Below are 13,522 nucleotides of genomic sequence, written 5' to 3' on the forward strand. Positions count from 1 at the left end.
CGGCAAGGAAACGCCCAACAGCAAATTCAATGATAACTCAAAAAAAGTGTCTTAAATAAATTTAACTTTGGACGAAAGTTGTCTAACAACTGGGGAGTATCGCACCTCGATCCGCTGCTGTTTATGCCCATCCTGCTGCAACTGGTGCTGTTGGAGCGGCGTACGGTTTTTAGGAAGGGCGATGCTTATGTGCTGCCCGTACTGCACATCGCTATCCTTTTCTTCGTGGTCAGCGTGTTTGCCGAATACCTGTTCCCCCGTTGGAGCGGTCGATTTACCGCCGATATCCGGGATGTAGGTTGCTACGCTCTCGGCGCCCTGGCTTTTGCATACCTGTGGAACAAGCCCTGTGGGAAGGATGGCAAATAAGCGGCCCAAGGACCGGGGTGACGCCTGTCGTTACTCTTCTATATGGTCAGTACCTTGCGCTTGCAGTTTTACCAATCCGTCTTTCATCGCTTTAATTTGCTCAGGTGAGTGTCCTTGCCAGGCAGTTACCTCCCCGACGACCTTAAATGGATGCGTTGACCGATAGGACAGGGTAGGGTTTCCCGGGAATTTTTTGTTTGTCACATTCGGGTCGTCCTCTATAGGGCCTAAGGCTTCTACTAAATAGATTCTTCCTCGCCCACTGCCCAAGGCAAGTTCTGCCCCCCAAATCGCGGCGCTTAACGTAGCGGCGACATAGACGTGTTTGAGTTTCCTATCGGTAAAGTTGGATGGGAACCCCGGTTTGATAAAGTCACCGATTTTCAGGTCGGCTTTCGTTCCGTGGAAAAAGGTCTGTGCAAAGGGGTTCGGAGCATGGCTCAAATGCAGCGGTGTTTTCATTTATTTTCCGTTTAAATGGTTAATGGTACTGTCCATTAATTTCAGGTATTTCAGAAAAAAGGTTTCCAGCACGCCCAGCTCTTCGGGAGAAAATGACGCCATCAGTCGCTCTGTGTCATCCTTAAACGTTTTATAAAGTGGTTCGAGTGTGCCCATGATCTTTTCGGTGTCCGGGACGATAATTGTCTTCCGCCTGTCGGTTCTGTCCGGGCGTCTTTTTACCAGGCCTTTCGTTTCGAGCCGGTCGATTAGGCTGGTTACCGCACCCGTTGTCAAGCCCGTCAATACAGCAAGCTGTCCCGCGGTCATTTGTCCTCTTTGTATAATAAATCCCAGGTACTTATGGTCTGTTCCGGACATCCCCGCGTTTCTGCCAATGGCTTCGTGCATCTGGATGGTGGTGTAAGCGCATTGCTGGCTGAGCTTTCTCAGTTTGATGATTTCTTCTGTGGACGGCATTATCTTGATTATTGATTATCTTGATCGTAAAGATAAGTGTGTTTGATGGATTATCAAAATTTCTTAAATAGCGCAGTTCGTGGGTGGGCCATGGGTCGGCAATAATTTAAGAATATTGAAACAATTTGCGAAATTTATGCTTGCGTTTATATTCGCAAGCCACCGCTTGCAAATCATGGGAGCCCAAAGAGCTGGAGTTTGTATTGGCTCAATCCAGTTAGGAATAAGTTTCCGGAGCGGTCCAAGTCTTAAAACGTTTGGCCGAAAATAATGCAATGCTGCTGTTTTTTGACAATATGTTAATCCAAGCTTAATTACGAGATAACAAGCAGGGCTTACTTTTGACACTATATATAACAGCATTCATTTTGTTAGGTTTGGTTAAATGGAAAGACCCCGCTGTGAAGCGGGGTTTTTTAGTAAAAACTACGTTGTTTTAAAAAAACAAATTACCTTTGGATAGACCAATATCATAAAAAACATGGAGATTAAAACATCAACTAAATTTGTGGCCGAGATGGTAGGTACCTTTGGCTTGGTACTCTTCGGCTGCGGAGCCGCCGCGGTAGCGGGAGCCGACACGATTGCAGGCCTTTCTGGGCTCGGCGTTCTGGGCATTTCGTTCGCCTTTGGCCTGGCGGTTGTAGTCTTCGCCTATGCCATCGGCGGTATCAGCGGGTGCCACATCAATCCGGCGATTACCATTGCAATGCTAATCAATGGCAAAATCTCAGTGACCAACGCCGTTGCTTACATCGTTGCCCAGCTTATCGGGGCGCTGTTGGGAGCTTTGGCGCTGCAGCAGATTCTCAGTGGCCAGGTAGCAGGCTTTACTGCCGGTGAATGGGCTTATGGTTCAAACGGATGGGGGCCGGGCTACCAAAGTGAGTACGGTGTGAAGTCGGCTTTCATAGCGGAAGCCATACTTACGTTTCTGTTTTTGTTCGTGATATTCGGCACAACCTCTAAGTGGGGCAACAGCACCATGGCTGGATTGGCCATTGGCTTTACCTTAGTGCTTATCCATTTGGTAGCTATTCCGATCACGGGCACCTCTGTAAATCCCGCACGCAGCTTCGGGCCGGCGGTTTTAGCTGGGGGGGCAGCACTTAGCCAGCTGTGGTTATTTATTGTTGCGCCCATCGTGGGGGCTGTAGCAGCAGCCGTGGTATGGCGGCTGTTGGAAAAACGTGATTAAAAAGATAGGAGTCCGAAAACAGCAGTCCGAAGCGGGAGACAGTATTACTACTGGCTCCGGTCTTCGGACTTTCACCGTTAAAATCCATATTTCAGGCCCAGGCTGAGCCACCTCCCTGGCATGGTCACTGCGGCTGCTTCGACATAGGTGACGTCCAAGATGTTTTGCACATCCATATACACATTTACGGCACGGAACCGATAAGCCACGCGCAAATCGCCCAGAAAGTAGCTCTTATAACTGGTGCGTTCGATAAACCGGGCAGCTGCGGTAGCCGAAAGGGAACCGGCGGTAACCTGCAGATGAGTGGCAAGCTGGTGCCGTAAGCTTTCAATGGCATATTTCGAAATCATAGTCGGCTGCGTGGTTGCGCCAATTGAAGGCGACAGCCAGGTATGGGATATGCCCGCCAGCCAGGTGATGGTTGCAGTGGGGTCGGAAAACCGGTAGGCCGCTGATGAAGAAATACCGTGGACGCGGTTCGCGGTAAAATTGAACGGTTGGTACGGTGTGTCCTGGTCCGGCCTTACCCAGTCGATAAAATCGTTGATATTACGGTAGAAGTAATTGGCATGGGCGAGCAGTCGTTGTCCGGCATACTTTACTCCGCCTTCGATGTGCCAGGCTTGTTCTGGCGTCACCGATGGATTACCCACGTTGCCCGGCCGTTGGTCAAGATACAGGTCGGTAAACGACGGAATCCGCTGCCCCGTGCCGGTATGGGCTACGAGCTTCCAGTTTTCATCCAGCTGGAAGCCGAGGTCGATGCCGGGGAACACCTGCCAACCGTAGTCGGAGTTATAGTTGAGATAGGCTCCGGCGTTAAGGAGCAGACGCTTAACGCTTTCGGTTTTAAATTCGGCATACATGCCGTAATTATCGCGTTTGTGATCGCCGATGTTGGAGCTGCGGATAGCCTCATTGCGCATTTCCAAACCCATGCCGACATCGCCGAATACGGTCCGCAGCGTGCCATTGATTTCTGCATTGACGGCGTGGCCATTGTGCTGGCTCCGTGCGCGACTGAGATCATGGCGGAAATACCGGTAATCATCATTCGTATAACGATAACTGATGCGTGGCGCAATCGAAAAGCGTTCGGAAAGGCTGATATGGTAGCCGATGGAAGCAAGCGCTGTTTTTACCACTTCTTCGGCTTCTTTGTCGCCCGGTGCTGCATAGAAGCCATTCGCTCCGAAGCCATTGTCGACATAACCGCCCATCAGGGAAACGCCCGAGCGTTCACCTGTCGGGATATCCCCTTGATAAAACAGCTTATGGTTACGGAATGCCGTGTTGTAGCGAAAGCCATTCCCTGACTCATGGCTGCCGTACAGCGAGTGGCGGCCGACCCTGCCTGCCAAGGTAGCACCCAGCTGTACGCCCCGTCCGTTGAACAGCTGTCCGGTGGCAGCTGTGTCTTTTTTGAATCCAGTACCGGCATATGCGTGGCTGAGGATTTCGGATTTTTCAGGTTTGCGGGTGACAATATTGACGGCTCCGGTGAGGCTGTTGATGCCGTAGATGCGTGCTGCGGGTCCGCGGATGATTTCAATGCGTTCAATGGCTTCCAGCGGGATGGGCAGGTTGAGGGCGTTGTGCGCTGTCTGCGCATCGAGCACCTTCACTCCGTTGACCAGCAGGAGCGTTTGCTCAAAGGTGCCGCCGTCAATTGCAAGGTCGGCCTGTGAGCCAAATGGCCCGCGTTGGCGGAGGTCTACGCCTGCCACATGCCCCAAAAGCTCGTTGAGCGACCGGGCGGGCAGCGCCTCGATCTGTGCCCGATCTATCAATTGGATGTTTCGGTTTTGTTTTGAAAATGGCGTTTGTAGTCGGTTTTCAGAGACAATCACTTCATTGAGTGGAATCGCAGCAGTATCCGGGTGATGCGTGAGCGTCTGTGCCTCAATCGCTCCGATAACAGTGAAGGCATTAGCCAAAGATAAAATCAGCGTCTTTTTCATGCGTCAAGCGTCTTTTACATATTGCAGGCAAAAGTCGTATCTTGCCGGCACATACTTATGTGCCAGTTTTTATTTTATGGATAGTCCGGTTTTCGTTCCGTATCGAAGTTTCATCCAAATCGACCGGCAGTCGGCCACTCCGGTATACCTTCAGGTGGCACATCAGCTGATCAATGCGATTCAGCGGGGATACCTGATGGACGGCCATAAACTTCCCGGCACGCGCCGGATGGGCGAGCTACTTGGCTTGCACCGTAATACAGTCGTGGCCAGCTACGCTGAACTGGAGACGCAGGGATGGATTGTAAATCATCCGAGCCGGGGCGCATTTGTCCGAAATGGAAACCTGGCTAAGCCGCGACGGTTCAACGCCGCAGCACTGGCCATCTATCCCCAACAGACCGGTTTCCATTTTAGGAAGTGGAATATACTGGATGACCCCTTCGACCATCTGCCCTCAAAGCTCCGCGTGGATGACGGACTTCCGGATCCGAGGCTATCTCATGTAGATTATCTGTCCCGATTGCTTCATACCAACATGAGGCGTAAGGGCAACCGGCCCAAACTTGGGTACGGCAATCTGATGGGCAGTTCATTTTATAAGGAAAATCTGGCGAACTTCCTGAACCTGACCCGGGGATTGCGCATTTCCGAAAAAAACATACTGGTGACACGCAGCTTGGAACTGAGCATATATATCGTAGTGGAGACGCTGATCTCTCCGGGCGACCGGGTGGTAGTGGGTGAACTCAGTTACTTTGCGACCAACATGATCTTGCAGAAAGCCGGTGCCAATGTTGTGACGGTGCCTGTTGACGCGGCGGGGCTCGACGTTTCCGCGATCCGTGAACTTTGCGAACGGCAACCTTTTCGAATGCTGTACATTACCCCGCATCACCACTATCCCACCACTGTAACATTCAGCGCGCAACGGCGGGTGGAACTGTTGGCACTGTCTGCTCAATATGGGTTCATTATTGTAGAAGACGACTATGACTTTGACTTTCACTACGGTGACAGCCCGCAATTACCGATGGCCAGTGGAGATACGGATGGAATGGTGGTTTATGTCGGTACTTTCGGCAGATCCCTGGCTCCGGGCTTCCGCTCGGGATTTATTGTCGCCCCCCACGGCCTGATTAACGAAATGAGTAAACTGCTAGGTATTATGGACCGGCACGGCGATGTGTTGACGGAGCTCGCACTTGGAGAGATGATTGCCGACGGGGAAATCCACCGTTATTTGAAGAAAGCAACATTGGCTTACAAACAACGCCGCGATAGTTTGGTGACCTTGTTGAATGAACACCTGGCAGCGTTTGTCGGTTTTAACGTGCCGGGCGGTGGCTTAGCGATCTGGACAGAATGGCCCCGCGATATGAACCTGGTGCGGATAAGGCACCTTTGCGCCCGGCATGACGTTCACCTGCCCCGTTACTTACTGTATCAGTCTAAGAGACACTGCGGAATCCGCATGGGGTTTGGCAGTCTCTCGACGGCGGAACTGGCCGACGCTGTAGCAGTTATAGCTGAGGCGGTCAATCGGGGCTGACATGGCCCGATTCTCGCCTGTCTGGTATTTCACGGCTTTCTTCCATCACCGGTGGTGTGCCGATCTCGGTTTCCGTGCTGTCGGCGCGCTTGATATCCGGTTGACCGGCGTCTACCCAAGCTGAATACCAAAAGCTGCCGACAGCATGGATGGCGCCGCGCATGCGCCGCTCTACCATTCCCTGCAACGCAGTATGGTAGGCGGCGGCATAGTCGTCTGAATAGGTGCGTACGAGCACGCTGTTGCGCTCCACATAACCGTATTTGCGGTCTGGTGGAAATTCACCGTTCAGTTGGGATTCTATATCCAGCACCGAATCAACCAACGCATGGCTTTCCTTGACAATCCGCCATGCTTCGTCTACGGGCGAGTCTACGTATCGCGCGCGGCCCACAATGAAATCATAACTATCGGAAAACAACTCGGGTAACCTGCTTTCCCAAAACGCATGGATGCCTATTTGGTTTGTTTTTTGACCGTTATAGTTGCTGGTAGTGTGCAACGGAACATGCGCATCGGCCAAATAATGACCAATATCTGAAGCATGTCTCAAGATACGCTGGACATCCTGTTTACTGAATGCTTCGACCAAGTTGCGGTAACATCGGTAGATCTGCCATGGGAGGATGCCTGATGCGAGCAGCCTGCGCTCGGAGAATTTCTCCGCAGCGGCGGTCCAGTGTATGGGAATGGAGTCGAACGGCTGTATACCGTAATCGTCGGCATCGATAAAATGCCGCGGTGACTCGGCGGTGTCTACGTAACATCGTTTATCGGCATCAACGGCATGCTCTGTCAGGTATCCAAGATGATCTTTATAAAAGCCAGCAACGTCCGTCGGCAGGGTGAACACCGCCATGCGGTTGATGAGCTTGTGCGCATGAAACCCCCACGACGAGAGCAGGACAACTGCTATTATGGCTAGGGGAAATAGGTAGATCCGGTTCATAAACTAAAGGTAAAATTAATCTCGAAATATCACAAATCCTTCAACTGTTTTTAACGCTGAGCTAACACGGGATGACGATATTCGTTAAAAGGTATAAGGAAAAAGCTACCATGAAAAAAATGATTAGTTGGTTTACAGGTTTGAAAAGCCGGATATTTTTGCGTTTTTTGGTGTCGGCATTCAGACATTAGCATGAAAATCCTCTATGCAGTGCAAGGTACGGGCAATGGGCACTTGAGCCGGGCAATGGATATCGTACCCTGCCTGAAACGACGCGCTGACGTTGACGTATTGGTGAGCGGCATCCAAGCTGACCTCGAGCTTCCGTTTCCGGTAAAATACCGGATGCATGGGCTTAGCTTTATTTTCGGAAAAAGAGGCGGTGTAGACCTGTGGAAAACGTTTATGAGTTCCACCGTCAGGCGGTTGATCCGCGAAGTAAACGCGTTGCCGGTCGAAGAATACGATCTGGTCATCAATGATTTTGAACCGATTTCTGCTTGGGCGTGCAACACCCGTGATAAAACCTGCATCGGCCTCAGTCATCAGGCAGCAGCGATGGACGCGCTGGCTCCCAAACCCAAGGAGCAGGATGTGCTGGGCAAACTGATCATGCGCTATTACGCACCTGCAACCGCGAATTACGGGTTTCATTTTAAGCGATACAGTGAACGGACCTTTACGCCGGTGATCCGGCAGCAGGTGCGACAACTGGAGGTCGCGGACCATGGGCATTATACGGTTTATCTACCGGCATACGATGATGCGAGGCTGCTCAAGCATTTGATGCGGTTTTCAGACATCCGGTGGGAAGTCTTTTCGAAACATAATAAAGCACCCTTCAAAATCCGCAATATCAGCGTTCAGCCAATTGCAAATGAGGGGTTCATCCGCAGCATGGCCACATCAGTAGGGGTGTTGTGCGGTGCCGGTTTTGAAACCCCTGCTGAGGCGCTGCACCTAAAGAAAAAATTGTTGGTCATCCCGATGAAAAATCAATATGAGCAGCACCTCAATGCAGCAGCATTGGAAGAAATGGGTATACAAGTGATCAAAAATCTGAAGCCTAAGCATGACGCCATTATTGAAGGATGGTTGAACGGTAAGCAAATCGTCCCGGTAGAATACCCGGATTGCACACAGGAAATTATAGATAACTTATTGCAGAAGCACTTATCAAAAGCGCTGGTCTAAATGGTTAGAAAAGACTTCGGTGACGATTTTAAGTGGGGGGTATCCAGCGCAGCTTTTCAGACAGAGGGGGCATGCGATGCCGATGGAAAGGGCCGGTCGATCTGGGATACTTTTACCGCGCGGAAAGGCAAAATAAAAAACGGGCATAATGCCCGGGAGGCATGCGGTTTTTACCGGCATTATCAGGAAGATATCGCGCTGATCCGTGAGATGTCTATCCCCAACTTCAGGTTTTCACTCTCCTGGTCACGGATTTTTCCCGAGGGGATTGGATATTGTAATACCAAAGGGCTAGACTTCTATGAGCGATTGATAGATCACTGCCTTGAGCAGGGGATTACACCATGGGTCACACTCTATCATTGGGACCTGCCCCAAGCGCTGCAGGATCGAGGAGGTTGGACCAATCGCGACATTCTTGATTGGCTGGAGGAATACTCGGGGTGTGTGGCGAGGCATTTGGGTGACCGGGTGAAGCATTGGATGGTGCTGAATGAGCCGACCGTTTTCACGGGCGCCGGGTACTTTTTCGGTCTTCATGCTCCCGGCCTCACGGGGATACGCAATTTTTTTCCGGCAGCACATCACGCCGCGCTGGCTATGGGAAGAGTCGGGCGATTGTTGCGATCGGAAGTGCCCGATGCCCAGATAGGCAGTACATTTTCCTGTTCCAGCATCCATCCCGCCAGTGAGCGACCCCGAGACATAGCCGCAGCAAAGCGTGCCGATGCGCTGATCAATAGAATGTTCATTGAGCCTGCGTTGGGCATGGGGTATCCGACCACCGACCTGAAGGCGCTGGGCGGCATAGAACGATGCATGATGGCAGGCGATGATGCACTTTTGCCTTTCGATTTCGATTTCGTGGGTATTCAGTGTTATACCAGAGAAGTTGTGGAATACTCGTTTTTTGTTCCCTATCTACAGGCGCGCTTGGTTCCTGCACGAAAGCGGAAGGTGCCGCTCGTTACCGCTATGGGATGGGAGGTGTATCCTGACGCTATCTACGAAATGATCCGTAAGTTCAGCGCTTATCCCAATATCCCCGACTTGTACATCACCGAAAACGGCGCTGCCTTTCCCGATGATCTGGTAGATGGCCGTGTGGACGACCAACTGCGCCTCCGCTACCTGCAAACGCACCTCGAACAGGTGCTCCGTGCGAAGCAGGAAGGGTTAGATGTACACGGTTATTTCGTTTGGACACTCACCGACAATTTCGAATGGGCCGAGGGTTACGATGCCCGGTTCGGTCTAGTGCATGTAGACTTCGAAACGCAACGGCGTGTGATCAAAGCTTCCGGTAGATGGTATGGAGATTTTTTAGCAAGCCATGGATGATGGCTGGGAGGCATATCACTACGTGGCTTCCACTGGCAGGCAAGTCCTTTGTCACCCCAATGACATTTCCGCCTTGTGTTTGTAATTACCCATGATCTTTCATTAATATGGCACGATTTTATACCACATCTTTCCAAGATTTGTTCGTTCCTTTGCATTTATTTTGGGAGTAATTTGTGGAAGCGTTTCTTGACTTATTGAATAATCTCACCAATCCGGACTGGATTGTTGCCCATGGAGGGCTTTATTTACTATTATTTATTGTATTTGCCGAGACGGGTATCCTAATAGGTTTTTTTCTGCCGGGTGATCCGATTCTGTTTATCGCAGGTATTATCATTGCGAACCTGACGCTTGGTCCGGTAGACTCGGTGATGACCCTCCTGTATTGGATTGCGCTGATCTCAGCAGCAGGCATTGCAGGAAATTTTCTGGGCTACTGGTGTGGCAAGTACTTCGGGCATCGCTTGCTTAAGATGAAAGACAATTGGCTTTTCAAGAAAGCGTATATCTACCGGGCACAGGAATTTTATCATAAGCGCGGAGGTGTGGCCATTATATTGGCCCGCTTCCTCCCCATCGTGCGTACCTTTGCGCCCATTGTGGCAGGTATAGTGGAGATGGATTTTAGAAAATTTGCCTTCTACAATGTCGTTGGCGGCATCATTTGGGTGGGCAGCTTGGTCACTTTAGGATACCTTCTTGGAGAAAATGAATGGGTTCAACGGAACTTAGAATACGTCATTATGGCCATTGTAATCGCTGCGACCGCACCGGTGGTGATTAAGATGGTCACCGGTCGGGGAAAGCGGACAGCCACTGTTTCTGAGCCGGAAATGCTGGAAGAGCAAGAGTAGCGTCATTTGAGAAAATCGGCCCGACTACCGGTCGGTTGGTTATGGTACTGACGTTAGCAGCGTTGATTTCAAGAAATTGAAGTGCTGGAGAATACCTTTATTTTGGTGTTTTCAATATTTGTTTTCTTAACTTTGCGTGAAGTTTCCATGTTGTATTCATGCGCAACGAAGCACCAGCTATCGGCAAACAAATATCGTCCACTATTTATCCTGTGCTGTTTGCAGTGAGTTTTTCACATTTGCTTAATGACACAATCCAGTCGTTGATCCCGGCTATTTACCCCATTGTAAAAGACTCATTTCACCTTAGTTTTTCGCAGATCGGGTTGATTACACTCGTTTTTCAGCTTTCCTCTTCCCTGCTGCAACCGTTGGTGGGTATGATCACGGACAGCCGGCCCTACCCTTACGCGTTACCGGTTGGAATGGGATTCAGTCTCACCGGGCTTGTAATGATGGCCTTGGCGCCGAATTACCACTGGATATTGGTATCCGTGGCGTTTGTGGGCGCGGGATCGTCCGTATTTCATCCAGAGGCTTCTCGTATGGCGTATGCAGCCTCAGGTGGAAGGCGTGGCTTTGCACAATCGCTGTTTCAAGTCGGAGGCAATGCAGGAAGTGCCATTGGGCCGTTGTTGGCCGCCATGCTTATCGCTCCATTCGGGCAGTTCAATGTGATCTGGTTTTCGTTTGCCGCCCTTGCGGCTATCGTCATTCTTTACCGTGTGGGACGGTGGTATAAGCCTAAGTCCATTCGTAACTATATCCTACGGAAAAATAAAATCAGGGTAACGGTACAACAATCCTTGCCGCGTACAACTGTAGTCATATCAATTGCGGTGCTGTTGGTGCTCATTTTTTCCAAGTATTTTTATTTCGCAAGTCTCACGAGCTACTACACCTTCTACCTGATGCATAAATTCGACGTGTCTGTGCAGCAATCGCAAATTTATTTGTTTATCTTTCTCTTTGCGGTTGCGGCGGGTACCATGATTGGCGGTCCGGTGGGCGACCGTATCGGACGTAAGTACGTCATCTGGTTGTCCATATTAGGAGCTTCGCCCTTTACCCTTGCACTTCCCTACGCCAACCTCAGCTGGACGATTGTTTTATCTTTCATTATCGGCGTGATAATAGCGTCCGCGTTTTCCGCTATTCTGGTTTATGCGCAGGAATTGTTGCCCGGCAACGTTGGTCTGGTGTCGGGCCTGTTTTTCGGCTTTGCATTTGGAATGGGTGGTGTCGGCTCGGCCGTACTGGGCAAGCTCGCGGATAACCAGGGTATCGATTATGTATACCATATATGTGCGTTTTTGCCACTCATCGGGATTGTCGCCGCTTTTCTGCCGAACTTAGCAAAGCGACCACATTGATCAGGCCCATTGATCCGTATTTTCCCGGAAAGATGCTCATTGGCGAATTAGCAAACGGAAATGTTATATCCTTTAGATTTATTGCATATAAAAGCGATTTTGTCTATGTTTGACACGCTGAGTAATTATTGTTATAAATTAGGTGGGATGAAATTCTCTTATGTTGTTGCCGGGGTCAGTTTGTTGCTGAATACGGGACTCGCCAGTGCCCAGCAAGTAGTTGGTGGCAGGGGCGCCACCCTGACCAGCCGCGCAGACTCCGTGGCCTATGCGTTCGGCGCCTCTATTGCCCGCGACCTTAAACAGGCGGGCGTTGCAGAAGTTAACGCAGTGGTGCTCGCTGCAGCCATAACCGACCTGTTTGCAGGAAAAGAATCCATTCTTGATGACGGGCAAGAACGGGAGCTGATCATGGGCACAATTACAGAAGCCCGTGAACGGATGAATGCTCAACTGAAAGACGCGGCGCATGCATTTATGGAGGAAAACAAGGCAAGGCAAGGAATTGTAACGACTGCTACTGGCCTTCAATATGAGGTTATCCGCGAAGGAGCGGGCGATAGGCCAACGACCGACGACACCGTAACCGTGCATTACAAGGGAAAGTTGAGTGATGGGAAAATGTTCGATAGCTCTTACGACCGAGGCGAACCGGCTACTTTTCCATTAGGACGCGTCATTCAGGGTTGGCAGGAAGGATTGCAATTAATGCGCTCGGGGGCGCATTACCGGATTTATGTGCCCTATGGATTGGGTTATGGCGAGCGGGGAATGGGACAAGATATCCCGCCTTACAGCCCGCTGATCTTTGATGTGGAACTCATTTCGATTCAGAAAGCAGTGAGAGAACCGGCTGAACCGGGACAACTGGAAGAGGCCAAATGAACCAATTAGGCAAATCTGATCTATACGTTAGTCCCGTCAGCTTCGGCTGCATGTCAATGGGTGAGGATGTTTCCGCCTATCGCGATCTGTTGCGGAAGGCTGTTGACAGGGGGATCAACTTTTTCGATACTGCTGATTTATACCAAAAGGGGTTGAACGAGGCGTATGTCGGTGATGCGCTCCAACCAGTCCGTAAAGAAGTAATCATAGCGACGAAAGTGGGCAATCAGTGGCGCGCAGATGGGAGCGGCTGGGACTGGAACCCGTGTAAAGCATACATCCTGAAAAGTGTGGAGCAGAGTCTGAAGCGACTAAAGACGGATTATATAGATCTGTACCAGTTGCATGGAGGAACGGTTGATGACCCTATCGATGAAACGATCGACGCCTTTGAGCTGTTAAAGCAACAGGGGAAGATACGCTGGTACGGCATTTCTTCAATCAGGCCCAAGGTGATTCGGGAATATGTGAAACGTTCAGGAATCGTCTCTGTGATGATGCAATACAGTTTGCTTGACCATCGGCCGGAAGAAGGGCTTCTGGATCTTTTACGACAGTACGGTATCAGTGCGATTTGCCGAGGAGCCATTGCGCAAGGGTTGTTGGTTGGGAAGCCGGCAGACAGTTACTTGCAGTTTACAGACGGTGAAGTCGCAAGCGCCGCGAAAGCGGTAATAAAGGCAGCCGAAAATCTGGCGCTTACCGCACTGGATGTAGCACTGGGGTATGTTTGGGGGCATCCCACGGTGGCTACCGCAGCGCTTGGGATACGGACACCGGCGCAGCTGGATGAAGCCATTCAAGCATTGCATCGTGCCGAGCCGCTGTCCACTGAACAGCGTAACCTGTTACGACGGGCGGTGCGGACGCTCCGCTATGAAGCGCATAGGTGACTATTATTTGAAATTAAAATTTATAT

The 13,522-nt window shown here is 50.7% G+C and carries 13 protein-coding genes; 9 read left to right on the forward strand and 4 right to left on the reverse strand.

Annotation, left to right across the window (positions count from 1 at the left end):
• The first annotated feature begins 78 nt into the window (after nt 1–78).
• On the forward strand, nt 79–369 hold the full coding sequence (locus ACFOET_RS08905; protein WP_379021714.1) for a hypothetical protein: 291 nt from the start codon (nt 79–81) through the stop codon (nt 367–369).
• A gap of 30 nt (nt 370–399) precedes the next feature.
• On the opposite strand, the gene arr is transcribed toward ACFOET_RS08905, so the two are convergent.
• Together arr and ACFOET_RS08915 are read right to left on the reverse strand one after the other, a co-directional pair.
• On the reverse strand, nt 400–831 hold the full coding sequence (gene arr, locus ACFOET_RS08910) for an NAD(+)--rifampin ADP-ribosyltransferase (RefSeq protein WP_379021716.1): 432 nt from the start codon (nt 829–831) through the stop codon (nt 400–402).
• On the reverse strand, nt 832–1,290 hold the full coding sequence (locus tag ACFOET_RS08915; protein WP_379021718.1) for a MarR family winged helix-turn-helix transcriptional regulator: 459 nt from the start codon (nt 1,288–1,290) through the stop codon (nt 832–834). It lies immediately after the preceding gene.
• A 481-nt stretch (nt 1,291–1,771) separates the two neighbouring features.
• On the opposite strand from ACFOET_RS08915, the gene ACFOET_RS08920 reads away from it, so the two are divergent.
• Complete coding sequence (locus tag ACFOET_RS08920; protein WP_379021720.1) at nt 1,772–2,488, forward strand: MIP family channel protein; 717 nt, start codon at nt 1,772–1,774, stop codon at nt 2,486–2,488.
• A gap of 77 nt (nt 2,489–2,565) precedes the next feature.
• Here ACFOET_RS08920 and ACFOET_RS08925 read toward each other — a convergent pair whose 3' ends face one another.
• The gene (locus ACFOET_RS08925) at nt 2,566–4,452 is read right to left on the reverse strand and encodes a TonB-dependent receptor plug domain-containing protein (protein WP_379021722.1); all 1,887 of its coding nucleotides are present in this window, start codon (nt 4,450–4,452) and stop codon (nt 2,566–2,568) included.
• Nucleotides 4,453–4,528: 76 nt separating this feature from the next.
• Here ACFOET_RS08925 and ACFOET_RS08930 point away from each other — a divergent pair, with 76 nt between their 5' ends.
• Nucleotides 4,529–6,004 carry an aminotransferase-like domain-containing protein gene (locus ACFOET_RS08930; RefSeq protein WP_379021724.1) on the forward strand — a complete coding sequence of 492 codons (1,476 nt, stop codon included), beginning with the start codon at nt 4,529–4,531 and terminating at the stop codon, nt 6,002–6,004.
• Here the strand turns inward: ACFOET_RS08930 and ACFOET_RS08935 are convergent.
• Entirely contained in the window at nt 5,991–6,953 is a 963-nt protein-coding gene (locus ACFOET_RS08935; protein ID WP_379021726.1) for a zinc dependent phospholipase C family protein, read from the reverse strand. The two genes, ACFOET_RS08930 and ACFOET_RS08935, sit on opposite strands and share 14 nt — an antisense overlap.
• A 192-nt stretch (nt 6,954–7,145) precedes the next feature.
• On the opposite strand from ACFOET_RS08935, the gene ACFOET_RS08940 reads away from it, so the two are divergent.
• The 6 genes from ACFOET_RS08940 to ACFOET_RS08965 all read left to right on the forward strand — a co-directional run bounded on the left by ACFOET_RS08940 (nt 7,146) and on the right by ACFOET_RS08965 (nt 13,496).
• Nucleotides 7,146–8,147 carry a glycosyltransferase family protein gene (locus tag ACFOET_RS08940; protein ID WP_379021728.1) on the forward strand — a complete coding sequence of 334 codons (1,002 nt, stop codon included), beginning with the start codon at nt 7,146–7,148 and terminating at the stop codon, nt 8,145–8,147.
• Nucleotides 8,148–9,488: a GH1 family beta-glucosidase gene (locus ACFOET_RS08945; RefSeq protein ID WP_379021730.1), complete on the forward strand. Its 1,341-nt coding sequence runs from the start codon at nt 8,148–8,150 to the stop codon at nt 9,486–9,488.
• A gap of 176 nt (nt 9,489–9,664) precedes the next feature.
• A complete protein-coding gene (locus ACFOET_RS08950) occupies nt 9,665–10,345 on the forward strand; it encodes a DedA family protein (protein WP_379021732.1) in 681 nt (226 codons plus the stop codon).
• A gap of 158 nt (nt 10,346–10,503) precedes the next feature.
• Nucleotides 10,504–11,718 carry an MFS transporter gene (locus tag ACFOET_RS08955; protein WP_379021734.1) on the forward strand — a complete coding sequence of 405 codons (1,215 nt, stop codon included), beginning with the start codon at nt 10,504–10,506 and terminating at the stop codon, nt 11,716–11,718.
• A 147-nt stretch (nt 11,719–11,865) separates the two neighbouring features.
• Entirely contained in the window at nt 11,866–12,603 is a 738-nt protein-coding gene (locus ACFOET_RS08960) for an FKBP-type peptidyl-prolyl cis-trans isomerase (protein WP_379021736.1), read from the forward strand.
• Entirely contained in the window at nt 12,600–13,496 is an 897-nt protein-coding gene (locus ACFOET_RS08965; protein ID WP_379021738.1) for an aldo/keto reductase, read from the forward strand. Before ACFOET_RS08960 ends, ACFOET_RS08965 begins: the two co-directional genes overlap by 4 nt.
• Nucleotides 13,497–13,522: the final 26 nt, after the last annotated feature.

The organism is Parapedobacter deserti, from assembly GCF_042646065.1.
Lineage (GTDB): Bacteria > Bacteroidota > Bacteroidia > Sphingobacteriales > Sphingobacteriaceae > Parapedobacter > Parapedobacter deserti.

Excerpts from the sequence above, each read along its gene's own strand:
- ACFOET_RS08945 (WP_379021730.1), top strand. The coding sequence starts at position 8,148 with ATGGTTAGAAAAGACTTCGGTGACGATTTTAAGTGGGGGGTATCCAGC.
- ACFOET_RS08920 (WP_379021720.1), top strand. The coding sequence starts at position 1,772 with ATGGAGATTAAAACATCAACTAAATTTGTGGCCGAGATGGTAGGTACC.
- ACFOET_RS08935 (WP_379021726.1), bottom strand. The coding sequence starts at position 6,953 with ATGAACCGGATCTACCTATTTCCCCTAGCCATAATAGCAGTTGTCCTG.
- ACFOET_RS08960 (WP_379021736.1), top strand. The coding sequence starts at position 11,866 with ATGAAATTCTCTTATGTTGTTGCCGGGGTCAGTTTGTTGCTGAATACG.
- ACFOET_RS08955 (WP_379021734.1), top strand. The coding sequence starts at position 10,504 with ATGCGCAACGAAGCACCAGCTATCGGCAAACAAATATCGTCCACTATT.
- ACFOET_RS08930 (WP_379021724.1), top strand. The coding sequence starts at position 4,529 with ATGGATAGTCCGGTTTTCGTTCCGTATCGAAGTTTCATCCAAATCGAC.
- ACFOET_RS08965 (WP_379021738.1), top strand. The coding sequence starts at position 12,600 with ATGAACCAATTAGGCAAATCTGATCTATACGTTAGTCCCGTCAGCTTC.
- ACFOET_RS08940 (WP_379021728.1), top strand. The coding sequence starts at position 7,146 with ATGAAAATCCTCTATGCAGTGCAAGGTACGGGCAATGGGCACTTGAGC.
- ACFOET_RS08925 (WP_379021722.1), bottom strand. The coding sequence starts at position 4,452 with ATGAAAAAGACGCTGATTTTATCTTTGGCTAATGCCTTCACTGTTATC.
- arr (WP_379021716.1), bottom strand. The coding sequence starts at position 831 with ATGAAAACACCGCTGCATTTGAGCCATGCTCCGAACCCCTTTGCACAG.
- ACFOET_RS08915 (WP_379021718.1), bottom strand. The coding sequence starts at position 1,290 with ATGCCGTCCACAGAAGAAATCATCAAACTGAGAAAGCTCAGCCAGCAA.